Origin of the sequence: Winogradskyella rapida (assembly GCF_042675845.1) — a bacterium.
Taxonomy (GTDB): Bacteria; Bacteroidota; Bacteroidia; order Flavobacteriales; family Flavobacteriaceae; genus Winogradskyella; species Winogradskyella rapida.
In genome coordinates this window covers 637,984-658,479 of record NZ_JBHTKM010000063.1, presented here as the reverse complement: position 1 = coordinate 658,479, position 20,496 = coordinate 637,984, and the positions used below count along the sequence as shown (strand labels likewise).

The window sequence follows — 20,496 nt, the reverse complement described above, 5'->3', positions numbered from 1 at the left end:
TAAAAAAGTATATTAATACACCGAATTAAAGGGTATCAACATTGTTTAAATCTTCAAAGGCTTTTTTCAATCGGGCCACAAAAGCATCTTCTCCTTTACGTAACCAAACGCGTGGATCGTAATACTTTTTGTTAGGTACATCGTCTCCTTCAGGGTTACCAATTTGGGTTTGTAAAAAGTCTTTATTGTCTTGGATGTAATCTCTAACTCCTGTTAAGAAAGCGTATTGCATATCCGTATCAATATTCATTTTAATCACACCGTAACCAATAGCTTCTTTAATTTCTTCTACTGTAGATCCAGATCCACCGTGGAAAACAAAGTCAATATGGTTGTGTGGTAAATTGTGCTTTTCTGATAAGAACTCTTGAGAATTCTTAAGAATTTTCGGCGTTAATTTTACGTTTCCTGGCTTGTATACACCGTGAACGTTTCCGAAAGCAGCAGCAATAGTGAATTGGTCACTAACTTTACTTAACTCTTCATAAGCATAAGCTACTTCTTCTGGCTGTGTATAAAGTTTAGAATCGTCAACATCTGTATTATCTACACCGTCTTCTTCACCACCTGTAATTCCTAATTCTATTTCTAAGGTCATTCCCATTTTGCTCATACGCTCTAAGTATGTTTTACAAATAGCAATGTTTTCTTCTAATGGCTCCTCAGATAAATCAATCATATGAGAGCTATATAAAGGCTTTCCTGTTTCTTTAAAATGTTGTTCACTAGCATCTAGTAAACCATCAATCCAAGGTAAAAGTTTTTTAGCACAATGGTCTGTATGTAAAATTACAGGAACACCGTAAGCTTCTGCCATAAGGTGAATGTGTTTAGCACCTGCAATAGAACCTGCTATAGCTGCTTTTTGGTCTTCGTTACTTAAACTTTTTCCAGCATTAAACTGTGCTCCTCCATTAGAAAACTGGATGATAACTGGTGCGTTTAAAGATTTTGCAGTTTCTAAAACCGCATTAATCGTGTTAGATCCGATAACATTTACCGCTGGTAAAGCATAACCTTTTTCTTTAGCGTGGTTGAAAATATTTTGAACTTCTTTTCCTGTGGCAACGCCAGGTTTGATATTGTGACTCATAATTATGGTATTGATAATTTATGTTACCAAAAGTACATAATTTTTGAGTATTTGCAGTGTGAAATTCATTATTAAATATCGAAAACGTTGTAGTAGCTAAAGGCTTATTACATTCAGAATAAAAAATATAAGTCCTTTATTATCAGTGGTGTTCTTGGCTATTTTCTAGCTTTCCATAGCGAAACCAGTGGCATACTAAATTTGTAGAATGTATTTAGAATGGGTAATTAATACCAATGTTATAAACGGCGTTTCTAAAGTTGTAATCTCTAAACCAACGGTTGCCAACATCTTGTGCCGGATCGTGTGTTTTAAAACCAACATCAAAACGCAGAACAAAGAAATCGAAATCGTAACGGATACCCATTCCAGATCCAATAGCAATATCTTTTAAAGAGCTCAGATTAGATAGGGTTGCTGCATCTTCTGTGACGTTGTCTAAAACATTCCAGATATTTCCGGCATCGACAAATACGGCACCTTGAAACGCACCAAACAGACTAAAACGTTGTTCTGCACTTAGGTGAAGTTTAAAATTGGCTTCGTTAAACTCATTGGTACTTTTAGAGCTTCCTGGTCCTAAGTTATAGGCGGTCCACGCGCGGTTGTCATTAGGACCACCAGCAAAGAAACTTTCAGCAAAAGGAATACTGTTAGAGTTACCATAAGGAATAGCAATCCCCGCATAACTACGGAATGCAAATACGTTTTTTCGACCTAAATCGACATACTTAATATAATCGATTTCGGTTTTAATATATTGTGAAAAAGCGACTCCGAAAATCTCATAATTGCCATCGCTATTTTTAGACAAACCTGCAATGTTAGAGATGTTAGACATAAGGTTTCCGGCTAATTCTACACGCCATTTAAACACGGAAAAATCATTGTCAAAAATATTCTTTCGCTTGTCTTTTGTATAGTCAAAACTGGTAGAGAAAATAAGGTTGTTTTCTGTTAAACGTTCTTTTCGCTCTTGAATGTTATTCACCAGAACATAATCATCGTCGCTAGACGTTAAACTCGTATTTTCAGATAAGACTTCAGAAATAAAAGTATCTGCAGGGGCATAAGGATTGGATAGCGAACTATCAGAAAGAGTCCCTTCAGTATCAATATAACCAATACCGCGAGCAATGGCATTTAGGCGCGCAAAGGAATTGGAATACACCCCAAAATAATTATCTGTGTTTAAGTTTTTAACAAAGTTGATGTTAAAAAGTTCTAGGGTATTGGTCACCGTGTTTGAAGGAAACCAATTGTAACTGAAAATTCCGGAAATAGATTGTTTGTCTAGACCAATATTTTGCTGACTGGTGGCCGATAGGTTAATGGCCGTACTCGGCGACATGTATTTAGGAATAATTTTTTCCGTATTAAACGGACTAAACAACCGAGGGATGGTAAGCCTAATATTGCCCCCAAACTCATTAATGTCGAAAAAGGAAGTGGACGTAGAGCTTCTACTTTTTGATGCGCCAATGGCTGCAATTCCGGTGATTTCTAAGGTTTCGGCCCCTCTAAAAACATTTCGGATTTTTAATCCTGAACTGAATGAAAATCCTATAGATTGAATATTACTTTGATTGATGTCTGAATCGAAACTTAAAGCGTACTTTTTCTTCGGTTCTAAAAAGATATTTGCTGTTAAAGTAGAGTCTTCTTCGTTTTCAACAAAATCTATATTAGGGTACCTAAACATTTGTAAATCGTTGAGGTATCTTGCGGTACGGCTTCGGGCTAAATCGCTATAAATTTCGCCTTTATTAATAAAAACAGCATCCGTTAAGGCTTTTGGTCTAAACTTTAATTCGTCCTTACTATATAGGTTAATATCTTTATAAGTGGTAGAATCTGTTATGGCACTAAAGCGGTTATTAAAATTATCATCGGTATAGAGATTCACTTCTTTAATTTTGTAAACCTTAAAAGGGCGGGTAACGGTAGAATCGTCTCCACGGATAATGCGGTTGCCAATGATAAGATCGGTGTGGACTTTATGATTGGTGTTTATGGTGTCCATTTCAAACCGAATATAATCTTGCCCAAAATAATAAAAGCCGGCATTACGCAGGTAGGTGTTAATTCTGCTGCGTTCGCTTTCGTAATTTTGCTCATCAAATTGCTCCCCTTTTTTTAATAAGGTTCTCGCAATAAATTTTGGATACATGGAGTCTATCGCCGGACTACTAATCACTGGTCTAAGCGAGTCTAGCATATAAGGTTGTTTTTTATTTACCTTATAAACCACCTGTGCTAATTTGTTACTGTCCTTATTAACTTCAAAAGTAACATCGTTGTTAAACCAACCCTTGGTGTAATAGTACTTACGAAGGTTTTTAGCTGTTTTTATGGTTTTGTCTTCATCATACAACACCGGAGCTTCTCCTGTGCGTTTTAGCCAAGCGTTAAAATCTCGTCTCGATTTAAGAAACTTGTCAAACTGTTTTTCAGAGAGTAAAGCAATTCTACGTTTTACTTTAGTAGAGTCACTCAAAATCTGTGCTTCTAAAATAGAGTCTATATTAGGTCGTGCTAAATTATAAATATGAAGTTTTAAGGGGAATCCTAAAAACTTACGCATTCCAGAATTAGTCTTTTGTGCAATGATATTGTTAATGCGTTCATTGGTAACCACAACACTGTCTTCTAAAATGGTATTATGAGTAATAAGATGCTCGCCTGTTTTTACACGCTTTACAATATTACAAGAACTGATGGTTAAAACGCATAAGCATAGCAACACATGGCGAGACAAATGTTTGTACTGAGATGGTGATATATAAGGGAGCTTATGCAAATCTAAACTGGCGTTGTTTTTTAATAGTCTTAAAGAAACAAAAATAACATCATTTCTTAATTAGATACCTCATAGTCCTGTTAATTTACAAAGGCTGTTTCGTTAAAAAAGGTTTACTTTGTATTTGTAGGGGGGTGCTAAGCTAAACGGAAATTATTTTTAGACGTTGCGTTGGCCTTTTACAGATATATTAATTAGATCAGTGGAACAATGAGTTCGGTATTATCAAAGAATCAAATAAAAGTTGTAAAAAGTTTAAGTCAAAAGAAAAACAGACAGCAACTGGGTTTGTTTATTGTTGAAGGGGTAAAAGGCATTTCAGAATTCTTAAATTCCGATTACAGCTTGGTCAATTTATATACCACGAAACCTATTTTTGAGGCGCCTGAAGAATTGGTGTCTCTGATTTCTGATGCGGATTTAAAAAAAATAACGGCTCTTAAAAATCCTAATACGGCCTTAGCGGTTTTTAAAATTCCGGAGCCTACACAAGACTTAGATCCAGGATTGGTTGTGGCCTTAGATGACGTTAGAGATCCTGGGAATTTAGGAACAATTATTAGGTTGTGCGATTGGTACGGTGTAAAAAGTCTAATCTGTAGTCTTAATACAGTAGATTGCTTTAATAGTAAAGTGGTACAAGCCACGATGGGATCCTTAACTCGGGTTAATGTGCAGTATGTGGATTTAGAAAGTTATCTTAAGACGCATTCTACTGAGGTTTTTGGTACATTTTTAGAAGGCGAAAATATTTACAGCAGCAGTTTGCCTGAGCGCGGTATTATTGTTTTAGGGAATGAAGGTAATGGGATTTCAGAGGCGATAGAAAGCCAAGTGGATCGTAAAGTGACCATTCCTCAATTCGGAACCGTAAAAGCGACAGAAAGTTTAAATGTCGCTAATGCCACGGCCATTCTTCTAAGTGAATTTCGTAGGCGTACTATTGAAAAGTAAAATTAATAAATACCCCACGTGTTTGCATTTTAGCCACATTACCTGTCCAAGGGCTATTAGGGTCAGCATCACGAACCAACTCATCATTCATGGAGAAAATACCACGTATTGAAGGCGTGAATTTAAAGTATTGCAAATAGAGGTCTATTCCAAAACCGATCTCATAGAAATAGCTGTTTTTTTCCATTCTAAACTCTCCCGAACTATTATCATCAGGGTTGTCTTGATTACTCGATAAGTTTAGTGCGGTAGAAAAACCACCAATAATAAACGGCTTAAAGTTATTAATACGTTTTGTAGAGATTTTTAAAAGTAATGGAATGTGAACATAAGTAGATTTCACTTCTCTTAATAAATCGGAATCATTATAATCGTCGTTTGGAAAAAGACTCTCGTCGTACATTAAGTTTCTTGTGGTAAAGAAAACACCCGGCTCTAACCTTAGGTTCATGTAATCGTTGATACGCATATCGCCAATAAGTCCTAAATGAAAGCCTACAGCTTCATCTACTAAAATGTCCTTTAAATCTTCTTGATAATCAAAGTTGAAATCGTATTGGTTAAAACCAATAAAATACCCCCAGGTTAAGCGCTTTTGATCAATGTTATCAACCGGATTTGCCACTTTCTCTTTAGTGAACAGTTGCGCTGAAGAATTTTGAAACGCGAATAAAAATGCTAAAAGGACAAGAGTTTGCTTCATATTATGCTTTAGATGCTGTATAAATAGTAGCCACTCCCATGGTTTGAGGTCGGTCTACCACATTTATAAACCCAGTTTTTCGTAAAATATTGTTTAAAGCTTCACCATAAGGAAAAACAGATGCCGATTCACTTAAATAGTTATAAGCCACTTTATCCTTAGAAAATAATTTTCCGATGGTTGGCATAATTAATTTGGTGTGGAAATTATAACCCGCTTTATAAATAGGATTCGTAGGGACTGATGTTTCAAGAATTACAAAAATACCATTTGGTTTCAGTACTCTAAGAATTTCAGCTAAGCCTTTTTCTAAGTGTTCAAAATTTCTTACCCCAAAAGCAACGGTAATAGCATCAAAGGTATTGTCCTCAAAAGGTAAATCTTCAGAGTCTCCAATAACCATAGAAATGATCGGGTCTAAGTTTTTAGCCGTAATTTTTTTTCTTCCAACTTCTAACATCCCATCACTAATGTCTAAACCAATAATTTCTTCAGCATTAGTAGCGGTAAGGCTAATGGCTAAATCTCCAGTTCCGGTAGCAATATCTAAAATGTTTTTAGGTTTTGTTTTGGCAACTAAGTCTACAACTTTATTTCGCCATTTAATATCAATACCAAAAGAAATAACACGGTTTAAACCATCGTATTCTTTAGAAATGGTATCAAACATTTTAGTGACTTGGACCTTTTTAGATTGGTCACTGTCCTTATAGGGATTTACTTTTTCAGCCATAAAAATTTTTAGCAAATATACTAAAAGAAGTGTCAAGAACTTAACGTTGCCTACATTTAAAGTGCAAAAAAAATCACTTTTTAAGCGCTGTGAAATTCTGGTTTTAGAGAGAAATCCGAATTAGGACTCTGTAGTTTTTATGCGCTTTTAGTGAATTAAAAGCCGTATTATTTTCATAGTATAAAGAACTTTTTAACTTGCAACATAATGTAGCAGGTGGGTATAATGTCTTACAGGAAGGCGTTAACTTATAAGTTATAAGTATATTTGCATGCTTACTCCAAACAAATACAATGAAGATTATTATCGCAGGGGCCGGTGAGGTAGGGTTTCATTTAGCTAAACTTTTATCATACGAGTCACAAGAAATTACGTTAATTGATACAAAGAAAGATAGTTTATCTTATGCAGGTGAACACCTAGATATTAGAACCATAAAGGGCGATTCTACTTCAATTTCAATTTTAAAAGAGGCGCGTATAGATACGGCTGCACTTTTTATTGCGGTAACCTCTTCTGAAACTACAAATATTACGGCCTGTGTATTAGCGAAACAATTGGGAGCTAAGCGTACCATCGCTAGAATTTCTAACACAGAGTTTATTGAAAATAAAGATACCGTAGGGTTTTCTAAGTTTGGTATTGATGAGTTAATTTCTCCTGAATCTTTAGCGGCATCAGAAATAGAATTGTTATTAAATCAATACGGGTTTAATGATACTTATGAGTTTGAAGGTGGTGAGTTAACCATGTTAGGTCTGCGTTTATCACGTACCGCAACCTTTGTTGATAAATCAGTTAAGGAGGCGGCAGAAATCTATCCAGAGCTAAATTTTATTCCTATTGCTATTCAGCGTTTAGGGACCCAATACACTATTATTCCCCGAGGTGATACCATATTTAAAGAAGGGGATAAAGTGGTCTTTGTGACTTCTAAAGGTGGAGATGATGAATTATTTAAGTTATCTGGTAAAGTTAAGGTCTCTATAAAGAATGTTATGATTCTTGGAGGGAGTCAAATAGGGTATAGAACGGCACACGATTTATGTTCTAGTAAGTTTAATGTGAAATTGGTAGAGAGTAAACGTGGAAAAGCTGAGGAGTTGGCAGAAGAAATTCCGAATGCCCTAGTGATCTGCGGTGATGGTAGAAATGTGGATATCTTAGATGAAGAGAATATCTCTGATATGGATGCTTTTATTGCCGTAACCGGAAATTCTGAAACCAATATTATGTCTTGTCTTTTAGCCAAGTCTAAAGGCGTTAAGAAAACTATTGCCCTAGTAGAGAATATGGATTACTACCAATTGTCTCAGTCTATTGGGATTGATACTTTGATTAATAAAAAGTTATTAGCGGCGAATAATATCTTTAGATATATACGAAAAGGGGAAGTGGTGGCAATGACCAAACTTACCAATATGAATGCTGAACTTTTAGAATTCGTTGTAAAGCCAAAATCTAAAATAACCAATAAGCTGATAAAAAATGTAAAGTTTCCAAAATCTGCTATTATTGGTGGTGTTATTAGAGATGGTAAAGGGTCTATTCCATTAGGAAGCTTTACCATTCAAGCTGGAGACCGTGTGGTAGTTTGTTGTTTACCACGTTCTATTTCTGAAGTTGAACGGTTTTTCTCTTAAAATACGATGTCAAGAATAAAACTCAATTATAAAATAATATTTCATTTTTTCGGTCTGCTTTTGTTATTCAACGGTGGATTTATGCTTACGGCAACTTTAATCAGTCTCATTTATCATGATGGGGTAACCATAGAGTTGTTTTTAGCCGGTATTGTGACCTTACTTATTGGTGCCATTGCCATGTATAGAACGAAAGACCACCGTAAAGAAATGAATAAGCGTGAAGGGTATATCGTTGTGGCCTTTGGTTGGATTGTGATGTCCTTAACGGGAACGCTGCCTTATATTGCCACCGGTGCAATTCCGTCTTTTACAGATGCTTTTTTTGAAACCATGTCCGGTTATACGACCACAGGGGCTAGTATTTTAGATAATATTGAAATTATTCCTGAAGGGGTTTTGTTTTGGCGAAGTATGACGCATTGGATTGGCGGTATGGGAATTATTGTATTAGCCATTGCCATATTACCATTGTTAGGAGTAGGAGGGATGCAGTTATTTACGGCTGAAGCTCCTGGCCCTAGTGCCGATAAATTACACCCCAGGATTACGGATACCGCTAAGCGTTTATGGCTGATTTATGTAGGTTATACCGTTGCAGAAACGATTTTGCTTCAAATTGCAGGGATGTCTTTCTTTGATGCTATTAATCATGCCTTAAGTACCTTGTCTACAGGAGGCTTTTCAACAAAAAATGCGAGTGTAGCGCATTGGAATGATAATCCGGCTATTCAGTATATCATTATATTCTTTATGTTTTTAGCAGGGACCAATTTTGTCTTAAGTTATTATCTGTTTAAAGGTAAAGTGGTTAAAATATTAAAAGATGAAGAGTTTAAATTGTACTCTCAGTTTATATTAATTTTCACGGCAGTGGCTGCTGTTTTAATTTACTTTAGAGCTGATGTGTCTATATCTTCAATAGATCATCCTATGGTTTTAGGGGAAGCTGAAAGTGCTATAAGACATGCCTTATTTCAGGTATTAACAGTAGTTACTACCACAGGATTTGTCAGTGCTGATTATACCTTGTGGACGCCATTTTTAACCGTTTTCTTCTTCGGAATGATGTTTTTAGGAGGGTCTGCAGGAAGTACCTCAGGGGGTGTAAAAGTAATGCGCCAATTGATATTGATTAAAAACAGTTTCTTAGAATTTAAACGGGCCTTACATCCTAATGCGATTATTCCGGTGCGTTATAATGGGAAATCGGTATCTAAAGATATTGTATTTAATGTCTTAGGCTTTTTTATTCTTTATATGCTGTCGTTTATTATCGGTGCGGCCGTGTTTTCTATGTTTCAAATGGATTTTACATCGGCCATAGGACTTTCAGCATCGAGTTTAGGTAATGTAGGACCTGCTTTAGGGGATTTTGGACCTGTTAATAACTATGGGGCTTTACCGCCTTTAGGAAAATGGTGGGCGTCATTCTTAATGCTCATTGGTCGTTTAGAACTCTTTACCGTACTGATCTTATTAACGCCTTTCTTTTGGAGAAATCGTTAAGCATAAAGCTGTAGGCCTAATCATTACTTTGGGTAAATGGCCTTGTAATATCTTTGTTTTATGGAGGTTATGGCTTGTTTTTTAAGCGATAAGCTGAGGTTGTTCTACAAACTACCCGATACACTATTGTAACATTCTAAAAAGTTCTACGTCCTATTTGTAGCACTAATGCTTTCACTTGGGGTCTGATTATTTATATCACAGGCTTATTCTTTAGTGATGCAGACTTTAAGCGTGATCCCTTCAAACGACAGTCTTACTTTTCTTAGTGCTTTTAGGTTTAAGCCCCTTTATCGTTTTATAGCGTCCTTGGTTTAAATCCTAAATAACCCTTTTAAATCTTTTAAGCTATGTCTGCAAGTGCCATGAACACCGTAATAAATAATAATAGAAAATTATTAACAAAGCGCGACCGATTAAAAAATACCTTAAGCGGTTATAAACGGCCATTAAAGGTGGAATATACGTGGCCTAAAGCGAGCACGAAACAATTACATAGTATCAGACGACGGTTGAAGGAAGAAAGGCAAATAAGAATGTTAAAGGTGGTAACGCTAACCCTAATACTTTGTGTTCTAATGCTAGTAGGTCTGCTTTATATGTACGCGCAGTTATAGCGAATAAAGGCTTGTTGATTAAACGCCATTCAAATTTAATTCAAAAGAGTTCAGCGGATATAAAAGCATTAATAGCGCTTAAAAATACAGGGACAGAGGATTGTGATATTCTTTAAAATAAGCTGAAATAATTTTAAATACCTAATAATTAATCCGTTAAATTAGGAATGTTGCTGATTTTTTTGTACATTCTACAAAATAATAAAACCCCTCAACAATGAAAATAGCTCTATCACAGGATTTAAGAAAGCGCTCGAAGCGTAGAAAGCTGTCTCATTTTACAAAACGAGGATTATTAAATTCCAACTATAAACGTGTTGTAAAATACAGTTTTAAAAAAGCACGAAGAAAGTCTTTGTTTGTGATAAGACAACGTGCTAAATCCATCCAAATTAGTAAAGAAAGCCTAATGGCATCACTAATATTAAAAGTAGCCGTCTTTGTGAGCGTTGCTATATTAATTTTGTTTTAAAATTGTTTTTAGGGCTGAGGTCTTTTAGAGAATTAGACCTAAAAACGAATCACAAAGAAAAAAGCTGTAACAACATTTGTTACAGCTTTTTTTATGGAGTTTATAAAAACGGGTTTACTTAGCTTAAAGCCGTTTTAATACGCTTAATGGCTTCAATAATTTCGTCTTGAGAGGCCGCGTAAGAGATTCTAATACAATCTTTATTTCCAAAAGCTTCTCCAGTTACAGTGGCAACTAAAGCTTCTTCTAAAATAAATAATGAGAAATCCGTAGCATTGTTAATGGTCTTGCCTTTAATCGTTTTTCCAAAATAAGATGAGATGTTAGGGAAAACGTAAAAAGCACCTTCAGGTTCGTTGGTTTTGAATCCTTCAATCTCGCCTAAGAGTTTTAAGATTAGTTGACGTCTTTCTTTAAACTCATCAACCATATATTTAATGCTAGAAGGATCTGCTTCTAAAGCTTTAATAACGGCACGTTGTGCAATACAGTTAGCACCACTTGTTACTTGACCTTGAATTTTATTACAAGCTCTAGCAATCCAATCTGGAGCACCAACATATCCAATTCTCCATCCGGTCATTGCAAAGGCTTTAGAAACCCCGTTTACCGTAATGGTTCTGTCGTACATATCTTCAAATTCAGCCATACTAAAATGACCACCTTTAAAGTTAATGTGTTCGTATATTTCATCAGAAACTACATAGATATTAGGATGCTTTTTTAAGACATCAGCTAAGGCTCTTAGTTCTTCTTTGCTATATACCGATCCACTTGGGTTACAAGGAGAACTGTACCAAATCATTTTGGTTTTTGGTGTAATGGCAGCTTCTAATTGTTCGGCTGTCATTTTAAAGTCGTTATCTATAGACGTCTGTACTTCTACCGGAACCCCATCACTTAACTTAACAATGTCACTATAACTTACCCAGTAAGGACAAGGTAAAATAACTTCGTCTCCAGCATTAAGCATAACAGAAGCAATATTTGCTAAAGACTGTTTTGCACCTGTTGAAACCACAATTTGTGGTAAGGTATAGCTAAGATTATTATCGCGTTTAAATTTATTAATGATGGCTTCTTTCAAATCTACATAACCATCTACTGGTGTGTAGCTGTTGTAGTTTTGGTTGATGGCTTCAATGGCCGCATCTTTAATAAAATCTGGAGTATCAAAATCGGGTTCTCCCAAACTTAATCCGATAATGTCTTTTCCTTCTGCGCGAAGTTCTCTGGCTTTAGCAGCCATGGCTAATGTTGCTGAGGTTGATAGATTATTAATTCTATCCGATAGTTGGTTCATAGGTTATAAATATAGAATTATGCTTGCATTGCTGGCTGCATTCCCATTTCTTTTAGAAATCTAAAATGCGCAGCGATTGCTTTTCGTGTTGTGTCGTACTCTTTATAAGGTAAGTTAAATTCTTTAGCTGTAGATTTTACAATTTCAGCAATTTTACCATAATGGATATGGCTAATATGTGGAAATATGTGATGCTCTACTTGGTGGTTTAAACCGCCGGTGTACCAATTGATAATTTTACTTCTTGCTCCAAAATTCACCGTGGTGTTTAGTTGGTGAATGGCCCAAGTGTTTTTCATAGTCCCGTCTTTTTCTGGTAAAGGCATTTCAGCTTCATCCATAACGTGTGCCAATTGAAATACCACACTTAAAATTAAGCCTGCAACATAATGCATAAGTAAAAATCCAATTAAAACTTTATACCATGCGATATCCGTCAATGCCATCGGTAAGATAATCCACATAGAGATGTAAATGATTTTTGAAATGACTAATTTACTCCAATTCACTACCGGATTAGGGAATTTTCCGTACGCTAATTTACGCTTCATATAACGTTTCATTTGCTGGAAATCTGTAGTAATGGCCCAGTTAATGGTTAAAAGTCCGTAAAGTAAAATAGAGTAGTAATGCTGAAATTTATGATGTTTTCTCCATTCTGTATGTTCTGAAAAACGTAAGATACGTCCCGCTTCTAAGTCTTCATCATGTCCGTGGATATTTGTGTACGTATGGTGTAAGACGTTGTGCTGTACTTTCCAATTGTAAACATTTCCAGCTAAAATGTAAATGCTACTACCCATGATTCTGTTAATCCATTCTTTGTTAGAGAAGGCGCCGTGATTACCATCATGCATCACGTTCATACCAACACCAGCCATACCAACTCCCATCACAATGGTTAATAGGAATTGTGCCCAAGTTGGAATTTCTAAGGTTAGTAATAGAAAATAAGGGGTTAAGAACAAGGTAAACATAACGATGGTTTTGACCCAAAGTTGCCAGTTACCAGTTCGTTTTATATCGTTTTCTTTAAAATAATTGTTAACGCGTTTGTTGAGGGTTCTAAAGAACTTAGCAGAGTCCGTTCTTGAGAAGGATAGGGTTTGTTGTTTCATGTATGCTTTATTTTATGTAATAACGTAAGGGGTTTAAATACATTATACAAAAGCAAAGATAGGCATTAAATAAAAAGCAATTGTAATGGATTAACGTAAAATTATCAATAAAAATAATATAACCTTGCGAATATTAAGGGCTTAAAGGCTTCGTTTTTAGGCCTATTTGTGGTTTTTAAGCTTTGGTTTAAAGCGCTTATTTAAGGGCTAATGGCAACTGAAAGCGTGTTGTATTTGGTAAGAAGCATTAGGAATAATTAAGATTAGTTCTCTCTAGAAAACTTTAAAAAACTATTTTTGCAGAAACATCAGCTATGGAACTTATTCTTAAATACTTCCCCGATTTAACCGAAACTCAAATTGAGAAATTTAAAGCTTTAGAGGCTTTATATAAGGATTGGAACAGTAAAATTAATGTGATATCCCGAAAGGATATTGACGAATTGTACTTAAGACATGTCTTACATTCTTTAGGGATTGCAAAGGTTATTAACTTTGTCCCAGGTACTTCAATTTTAGATGTGGGTACCGGTGGTGGATTTCCTGGCGTGCCTTTAGCAATTCTATTTCCGGAATGTGAATTTCATTTAGTAGATAGTATTAACAAGAAACTAAAAGTTATTAATGCGGTAGCAGAGGCTTTAGAACTTACTAATATAAGAACGACGCATAGTCGAGTAGAAGCGATAGATGAAACTTTCGATTTTATAGTGAGTAGAGCAGTGACAACGATGCCAGAATTTACAACTTGGGTCAAAGGCAAAGTGGCTAAGGATCAGAAAAATGATCTTAAGAACGGTATTCTTTATTTAAAAGGGGGCGATCTAACGGAAGAGTTACAACAATATAAAACGGTAAAGGCCTTTTTGCTTTCGGATTATTTTAAAGAGCCATTTTTTGAAACTAAAAAAGTGATTCATTTACCTTTAAAATATAAAGGGGCTTAAACTTATAAAGCGCTTATTCATTTTGGTCGCTCCTGTTGCAGATTAGATAAGTAGCAAAGAGCATTAAATAGTTATAAGTGATTTGCTTATTGGTTTAATCCAACTAAACGCATAAAAAAACCTTAAAAGTTTGAGACTTTTAAGGTTTTTTAGTTTTAACACGTTGCTGTTATTATCCTAAAAAAGGATATCTGTAATCTACAGGAGTAACAAAGGTTTCTTTAATTAATCGTGGAGAAACCCAACGTAGTAAGTTTTGTGGACTTCCGGCTTTATCGTTAGTACCAGAGGCTCTTGCACCACCAAAAGGTTGTTGCCCTACAACGGCACCAGTTGGCTTGTCGTTGATATAGAAGTTACCCGCAGCATTTTGAAGTGCTGTTGTTGCTTCTTCAATAGCATAACGGTCTCTAGATAAGATGGCACCTGTTAAAGCGTACTCACTTGTTTCGTCAACTAATTTTAAAGTTTCAGAATAGTCCTCGTCTTCATAAACATAAATTGTAATGACAGGTCCGAACAACTCCGTAGACATTGTGGTGTATTTTGGATTGGTTGTAAGGATTACAGTAGGCTCTATAAAGTAACCTTTAGATTTATCATAGTTACCACCAGCTATAATTTCAGCATCACTATCCGCTTTAGCCGCGTCAATATACTTGGCTAATTTATCGAAAGAGCCTTCATGAATAACAGCAGTAATAAAGTTACTCATATCTTCAGGAGATCCCATTTTAAATGAAGCCATGTCTGCTAATAAGTAGTCTTTAACTTCTGGCCATAATCCTGCAGGGATATAAGCTCTAGAGGCAGCACTACATTTTTGTCCTTGGAATTCAAAAGCACCACGAGCAATAGCTGTAGCCACTTGTTTAGCATCGGCAGTTTTGTGCGCTACAATAAAATCTTTACCTCCAGTTTCACCTACAATTCTTGGGTAGGTTTTGTAAGTGTCAATATTGTTTCCTATTTGTTTCCAAAGGGCTTTAAAAACATGCGTAGAACCAGTAAAATGTAAACCAGAGAAATCAGGACTTGCTAATACGGTATCTGTAATCATTTCCGGATCACCAAAAACAACATTAATGACACCATCTGGTACACCAGCTTCTTTAAAGATGTCCATAATAACTTTAGCAGAATATACTTGGCTATCACTTGGTTTCCATACAACAACATTACCCATTAAAGCCATACATGCTGGTAAGTTTCCGGCAATAGCTGTAAAGTTAAATGGCGTTACAGCATAGGTAAACCCTTCAAGAGGTCTGTATTCTACACGGTTCCATGCAGCACTTGTGCTTTCTGGTTGCTCCATGTAAATATCAGACATAAACTGAACGTTGAAACGTAAAAAATCAATAAGCTCACAAGCCGCATCAATTTCAGCTTGATAAATATTTTTAGACTGCGCAATCATGGTCGCCGCATTAATTTTGGCTCTGTAAGGACCAGCAATTAATTCTGCAGCTTTTAAGAAAATACCAGCACGTTGTTCCCATGGCATTAAGGCCCAAGATTTTCTTGCTTCTAAAGCTGTAGCGATAGCTTCTTCTACATGCGATTTTTCAGCAACATGGTATTCCCCAACGCTATGTTGGTGGTCATGTGGTGGAGACATTGTTCTGGTGTTTCCCGTCTTAATATCCTTACCATTGATGTATAAAGGGACTTCTACCTTAGAGTTAAACATTGATTTATACGCTTCTAAAACTGCTTCGCGTTCTGGAGAACCCGGTGCATAAGACATAACAGGCTCGTTAACTGCTACAGGTACATTAAAGAATCCTTTTCCCATATTAAATTTGTTTTATGTTTCCACAAAAGTGAAAATCTATTTGTGTTTATTTTGAAAATATCAACAACAAATGTACAATTTTTATAAGAGAATATTTTTTTGAAATGTTATAGTTCTGTGAAGATTAGATCTAAGAATTTAACAGGATAAAAACGGGCCTGTAGAAAGTAAGTGTGTAAAGTGTAAAGCTTTTATGTAGGGTCTTTTAAGTGTTGTTCTTCCTTTGTGATAATACATTAGAAAAAGAGCCATAAATTTAGTTGAGCGCAAAAGGGGCACTTAGCTTAAAAGGCGGAATGTAGACTTTAAAATGTGAGTTTTTGCTGTGGTTGGCCATAGAGTAGTAGCCTTGCATGGCGCCAAAAGGAGAGCTTAAAAGACAACCTGAATTGTAGGTGTGCGATTCGCCTGGCTTTAACATAGGTTTTCTTCCAATGACTCCTTCACCTTCAATAGTTTCTTCGTGATTTAGAGCATCAAGGATTCTCCAGTATCTAGAATTTAATTGCACCTCGTCTTTACTTTGGTTTTCAATTGTAATTCTATAGCCAAAGGCGAAGTGTACTTTATAGTTTTTATAAAATGTACCTTCAAAATTAGTTTCTACTGAGATCTTTATCCCGCTTGTTACTTGCTGTACCATGAGTTCTCGTATTGCTCTATGCTAAAATAAGATAAATTTTCTTTGCGTCTGTATAATTATAATACAGCAGCTTGTTTTTTAACAAATACCTAATTTACATAGGGTTATTATTAGAAAGGTAGCAAATACCATTCCAATAAATAGTATTTTAATAATGGATATGATCAGGCTTTAGTTGCTTATGTCTACAGAAGAGGCTTCTCCAAAGCCAATAAGGCGGTCGTAACGCGCCCCGAGATCTTTGTAATAGACCAAGACTTTGTAGTTGTTTTCAGTCTGCCAAAAATTACCGCTAATAGCACCTTCTTCTAAAACACCTGTTTTACGATCTACACTAACATATTTATAGTTGTAAAACCCTTGCTTTAGTAACATAATATTTTCATAACGTTGGCTTTCTTTATTGTAAATCATTTGGGTTAGAGGTTCTAGAGTAAACCCGTTGAAATTACCATAGATGTATATGGATTTACCTTTTAATTTAGGGTGCGATAGCGTAAAATGAACCATAACATAATCGGCCTCTATACTAACGTCAGTAGCATCTAAAGCGGTAATTAAAAAATTACCATTGATATCTGGGTTGTAGGTATAAGGGACATTTTTCCGAGTAATGTTCGGGTAGAGGTAATTGTGATAAAGGTCTTTGAGTTCTATATGTTGTACACCAATGTTTGCAGCTCGGACGTCTTTATTTTCAAAGAAGTTATACTCATTTCCGGCCCAAAAAGAAGATTCGGTTTTGTAGCGGTAAATTAATTCGTTTCCTAAGGTGTATTGTGGTTTTAAATCTGAAATGGCGGTGTTGAGGTTGTTATTCTGAATTACTAAGGTCTTAATGGTTTCTAGAGGATTGTTTAAATTCATCCCATTAGTGGTAATCACCATGTCTATAGATTGCTTTTCTGCAATAGTGGTAACATCTCTAGAGCGTTTTACTTGTACGCCAACATTGGTAAGATCTTCATAAATCATAAATTTTCTGCTGAACATTAACTCGTCATAATCATCATAAATCGAAATCATGTAATTACCGCTTTTAAGAAAACCACGGGTTTGGGTGTTTGGGATTTCTAAATTGTAGTGCGAATAAATCTGATAAGTATTAAAAGAATTTTCATAATCTAAAATACGTTGCTGGTCTAAGCCACTGAGGTATTCCGATTTTACAAGATTAGACGGCGTCCAATCGAAGTTAAAATGTTCAATTACGTAATAGAAATCTTCTTCATTTCCGGTTAAGGCATCAAATTCGAGCACTAAGGGTTCGCCGAGTTTCAAAATAGGGAGTTGGCCTTGGGTGGTGTTGCTTTTAAAGGTGATGGTTTTTATAAAATCTGGTGGATTTAGCTCTGTAGCAACCTGCGCTATGGCAAGGAGTGGAGTGATTAGAAAAAAGAGCAGAAAAGAAGAGTGTTTTTTCATGTTATGACGTCTTAGTGCATAAAGATAGTCAAAATCTATGCCCTAGAACAATTCGGTTATTTATAATCATTACAAATAAAAAAGATCGCTGTTTTTAGAGAGTTTTTACGCATTAATTTGTAGATTTGCACGGATTTTTAGATAACTAATCTTTAAGTATATGTCAAAAGACATCAAAATTAAAAAGGGTTTAGATATAAAGTTAATCGGTGAAGCCGAGAAGACTAAAGAAAATGCTATTATTAGTAATTCTTACGCTATTAGACCCGAAGATTTCCACAGTATTATTCCAAAACTTGTTGCTAAAGAGGGCACACGTGTTAAAGCAGGTGAGACTTTATTTTACAACAAGGATAACGAGAACATGAAGTTTGTTTCTCCAGTTTCTGGTGAAATTACGGAAGTGCTGCGTGGACCAAGACGTCGAATCGACGCTATTAAAATAACTGCAGATAAGGAACAAACCTACCTAGATCATGGGGTGTTTGACTTAAATTCCGATGCTGAAAAAATCAAAGCACATTTACTTGCTTCAGGATGTTGGGCTTTTATAAAGCAACGTCCTTACGATGTAATTGCCGCGGCAGATGTTACGCCAAAAGCAATCTTTATATCGGGTTATGCAAGTGCGCCGTTGGCAGCTGATTTAGACTTTACCTTAGCGGGTAAAGAAGCTGAGTTGCAAGCCGCGGTTACGTCCTTGTCTAAATTGACAACAGGAAGTGTGCATATTTCAGTAGGAGATAAGTCCAATTCGCCACTAGCTAATTTGGAACATGCAACAACTCATAAGGTTTCAGGACCACACCCTTCAGGGAATGTGGGGACGCTTATTAATAAGGTTGATCCTATTAATAAAGGGGAAACAGTATGGACTGTTAATGCTCAAGATTTAGTGATTATTGGTGAGCTACTTCTTACTGGAAAATTCAATGCAGAGCGTATCATTGCTTTAGCGGGATCTTCAGTGCAAAAACCACGTTATTTTAAAACCTTATTAGGCGCAGAAATTGCAACTATGGTTTACGATAAAGGCGTTGAAAGAGATAGTAATGCACGTTTCATTTCTGGAAATGTATTATCAGGGAAGCAAGTGCAAGCTGATGAGCATTTAGACTATTACAGTAATGTTCTTACGGTAATTCCAGAAGGTGATGATTACGAATTTTTCGGTTGGAATAAACCTATCTTCAATAAAGTATCAACTTCTAGAGCCTTAACGTTTTCTTGGTTAAATCCTAAGAAGAAATTCGACTTAAATACAAACACAAACGGTGAGCATCGTGCATTTGTAACTACAGGAACTTATGAAGAAGTATTTCCTTTAGATATCTACCCAATGCAGATTCTAAAAGCTTGTATGTATAAAGATTTAGATGAAATGGAAGCTTTAGGAATGTACGAAGTTGCCCCTGAGGATTTTGCTTTAACAGAATTTGTTTGTGTGTCTAAGCAACCACATCAAAAAATAATTAGAGAAGGTTTAGACTTAATGCTTAAAGAAATAGGATAATGGGTTTAAAAAATAATTTACATAATTTTAAGGAGAAGAATAAAGACAAGAAGTGGCTTCCTGGATTTAACGCCCTTTTTACGTTTTTATATATGCCAAATGAGACCACTCACAATGGAACTCATATTAAGGCGGCCGACGATTTAAAACGTACCATGAATACTGTAATCATGGCTTTAGTGCCATGTTTAATTTTTGGAATGTTTAACGCCGGATATCAACATTATTTAGCGCAAGGTCTTATTGATTCTGCTGATGGATTTTTAGGAGCGTCTTTCTGGACTTTAGATAACCTTACTGTTGGACTTTGGAAAGTGTTACCACTAGTCATTGTATCTTACGGTGTTGGTTTAGCGGTTGAATTTATTTTCGCAATTATCAAAGGACACGAAGTTGAAGAAGGGTACTTAGTAACAGGAATGTTAGTGCCTTTAATTGTACCTGTGGATATTCCTTTATGGATGTTGGCAGTTGCTGTAATCTTTGGTGTTGTTATTGGAAAAGAAGTATTTGGTGGAACTGGAATGAATATTTTAAATCCAGCTTTAACCATTAGAGCCTTTTTATTCTTTGCTTACCCAACATGGATGTCTGGTGATAAGGTATGGATACATGGTGCTGTAGAACGTGATCAAATGATTGCTGCAGGTCAGAATGTCGATGCGATTTCAGGAGAAACTATTTTAGGATCCCTAGCACAAGGAAAAGAAGTGGCGTATTCTATTTGGGATATGTTCTACGGAATTATTCCTGGTTCAGTAGGAGAAACGTCAACGCTTTTAATCTTATTAGGAGCCCTCTTCTTAATTTTTACAAAAATTGGAAGTTGGAGAATTATGCTTTCATCTGTTGTAGGTGCATTAGTTATGGGACTTATTTTTAATGGTTTCGTAGATGCTGGTGTTATTACTGAAGGAAGTAAGTTTTACGGCTTAATGAGTACAGAATTTTGGCATCATTTACTTATTGGAGGTTTTGCTTTCGGTACAGTATTTATGGCTACAGATCCTGTAACAGCTTCTCAAACGAATAAAGGAAAATGGATCTATGGATTCTTAGTAGGATTCCTTTCTATTATGATTCGTGTATTCAACCCAGCGTACCCAGAAGGCGTAATGTTAGCCATTCTATTAATGAATGTGTTTGCACCAACTATTGATCACTATGTGGTACAAGGGAATGTTAAGAAAAGAATGAAACGTCTAAAAGCAAAAACTGCATAACG

Annotated in this window: 15 protein-coding genes; 6 read left to right on the top strand and 9 right to left on the bottom strand. The window is 35.8% G+C overall.

Annotated features, from left to right (window positions below):
- Window positions 1-25: 25 nt before the first annotated feature.
- Window positions 26-1,093 (bottom strand): class II fructose-bisphosphate aldolase, encoded by a 1,068-nt coding sequence (gene fbaA / locus ACFQ13_RS10355; RefSeq protein ID WP_386117007.1) that lies wholly within the window; start codon window positions 1,091-1,093, stop codon window positions 26-28.
- Window positions 1,094-1,307: 214 nt separating this feature from the next.
- Window positions 1,308-3,893, bottom strand: a complete 2,586-nt coding sequence (tamL, locus tag ACFQ13_RS10350; protein ID WP_386117005.1) for a translocation and assembly module lipoprotein TamL — start codon at window positions 3,891-3,893, stop codon at window positions 1,308-1,310.
- A gap of 210 nt (window positions 3,894-4,103) precedes the next feature.
- Between tamL and ACFQ13_RS10345 the strand changes: the two genes are divergently transcribed.
- Window positions 4,104-4,847: a TrmH family RNA methyltransferase gene (locus ACFQ13_RS10345; RefSeq protein WP_386117003.1), complete on the top strand. Its 744-nt coding sequence runs from the start codon at window positions 4,104-4,106 to the stop codon at window positions 4,845-4,847.
- Here the strand turns inward: ACFQ13_RS10345 and porT are convergent.
- Both porT and ubiE read right to left on the bottom strand, forming a co-directional pair.
- Complete coding sequence (gene porT, locus ACFQ13_RS10340; RefSeq protein WP_386117001.1) at window positions 4,834-5,550, bottom strand: type IX secretion/gliding motility protein PorT/SprT; 717 nt, start codon at window positions 5,548-5,550, stop codon at window positions 4,834-4,836. The genes ACFQ13_RS10345 and porT overlap by 14 nt on opposite strands.
- A gap of 1 nt (window position 5,551) precedes the next feature.
- Window positions 5,552-6,283: a bifunctional demethylmenaquinone methyltransferase/2-methoxy-6-polyprenyl-1,4-benzoquinol methylase UbiE gene (ubiE, locus tag ACFQ13_RS10335; RefSeq protein ID WP_386117000.1), complete on the bottom strand. Its 732-nt coding sequence runs from the start codon at window positions 6,281-6,283 to the stop codon at window positions 5,552-5,554.
- 293 nt (window positions 6,284-6,576) lie between these two features.
- On the opposite strand from ubiE, the gene trkA reads away from it, so the two are divergent.
- Both trkA and ACFQ13_RS10325 read left to right on the top strand, forming a co-directional pair.
- A complete protein-coding gene (gene trkA / locus ACFQ13_RS10330) occupies window positions 6,577-7,926 on the top strand; it encodes a Trk system potassium transporter TrkA (protein ID WP_386116998.1) in 1,350 nt (449 codons plus the stop codon).
- A gap of 6 nt (window positions 7,927-7,932) precedes the next feature.
- Complete coding sequence (locus tag ACFQ13_RS10325; RefSeq protein WP_386116997.1) at window positions 7,933-9,435, top strand: TrkH family potassium uptake protein; 1,503 nt, start codon at window positions 7,933-7,935, stop codon at window positions 9,433-9,435.
- Window positions 9,436-10,642: 1,207 nt separating this feature from the next.
- Here the strand turns inward: ACFQ13_RS10325 and ACFQ13_RS10320 are convergent.
- Window positions 10,643-11,827, bottom strand: a complete 1,185-nt coding sequence (locus tag ACFQ13_RS10320; protein ID WP_386116995.1) for a pyridoxal phosphate-dependent aminotransferase — start codon at window positions 11,825-11,827, stop codon at window positions 10,643-10,645.
- A 17-nt stretch (window positions 11,828-11,844) separates the two neighbouring features.
- Window positions 11,845-12,945: a fatty acid desaturase family protein gene (locus tag ACFQ13_RS10315; protein ID WP_386116993.1), complete on the bottom strand. Its 1,101-nt coding sequence runs from the start codon at window positions 12,943-12,945 to the stop codon at window positions 11,845-11,847.
- Window positions 12,946-13,259: 314 nt separating this feature from the next.
- Here ACFQ13_RS10315 and rsmG point away from each other — a divergent pair, with 314 nt between their 5' ends.
- On the top strand, window positions 13,260-13,892 hold the full coding sequence (gene rsmG, locus ACFQ13_RS10310) for a 16S rRNA (guanine(527)-N(7))-methyltransferase RsmG (RefSeq protein WP_386116991.1): 633 nt from the start codon (window positions 13,260-13,262) through the stop codon (window positions 13,890-13,892).
- A gap of 172 nt (window positions 13,893-14,064) precedes the next feature.
- On the opposite strand, the gene pruA is transcribed toward rsmG, so the two are convergent.
- The 3 genes from pruA to ACFQ13_RS10295 all read right to left on the bottom strand — a co-directional run bounded on the left by pruA (window position 14,065) and on the right by ACFQ13_RS10295 (window position 17,758).
- Window positions 14,065-15,690, bottom strand: coding sequence for an L-glutamate gamma-semialdehyde dehydrogenase (gene pruA, locus ACFQ13_RS10305; RefSeq protein WP_386116989.1), 1,626 nt, complete (start codon window positions 15,688-15,690; stop codon window positions 14,065-14,067).
- A gap of 256 nt (window positions 15,691-15,946) precedes the next feature.
- Window positions 15,947-16,333, bottom strand: coding sequence for a Co2+/Mg2+ efflux protein ApaG (gene apaG / locus ACFQ13_RS10300; protein WP_114310617.1), 387 nt, complete (start codon window positions 16,331-16,333; stop codon window positions 15,947-15,949).
- 171 nt (window positions 16,334-16,504) lie between these two features.
- A complete protein-coding gene (locus ACFQ13_RS10295) occupies window positions 16,505-17,758 on the bottom strand; it encodes a type IX secretion system plug protein (RefSeq protein WP_386116987.1) in 1,254 nt (417 codons plus the stop codon).
- Window positions 17,759-17,918: 160 nt separating this feature from the next.
- Between ACFQ13_RS10295 and ACFQ13_RS10290 the strand changes: the two genes are divergently transcribed.
- Window positions 17,919-19,271 (top strand): Na(+)-translocating NADH-quinone reductase subunit A, encoded by a 1,353-nt coding sequence (locus ACFQ13_RS10290; protein WP_386116985.1) that lies wholly within the window; start codon window positions 17,919-17,921, stop codon window positions 19,269-19,271.
- Window positions 19,271-20,494 (top strand): NADH:ubiquinone reductase (Na(+)-transporting) subunit B, encoded by a 1,224-nt coding sequence (locus ACFQ13_RS10285; protein ID WP_386116983.1) that lies wholly within the window; start codon window positions 19,271-19,273, stop codon window positions 20,492-20,494. The genes ACFQ13_RS10290 and ACFQ13_RS10285 overlap by 1 nt, the downstream gene beginning before the upstream one ends.
- The last annotated feature ends 2 nt before the right edge of the window (window positions 20,495-20,496 follow it).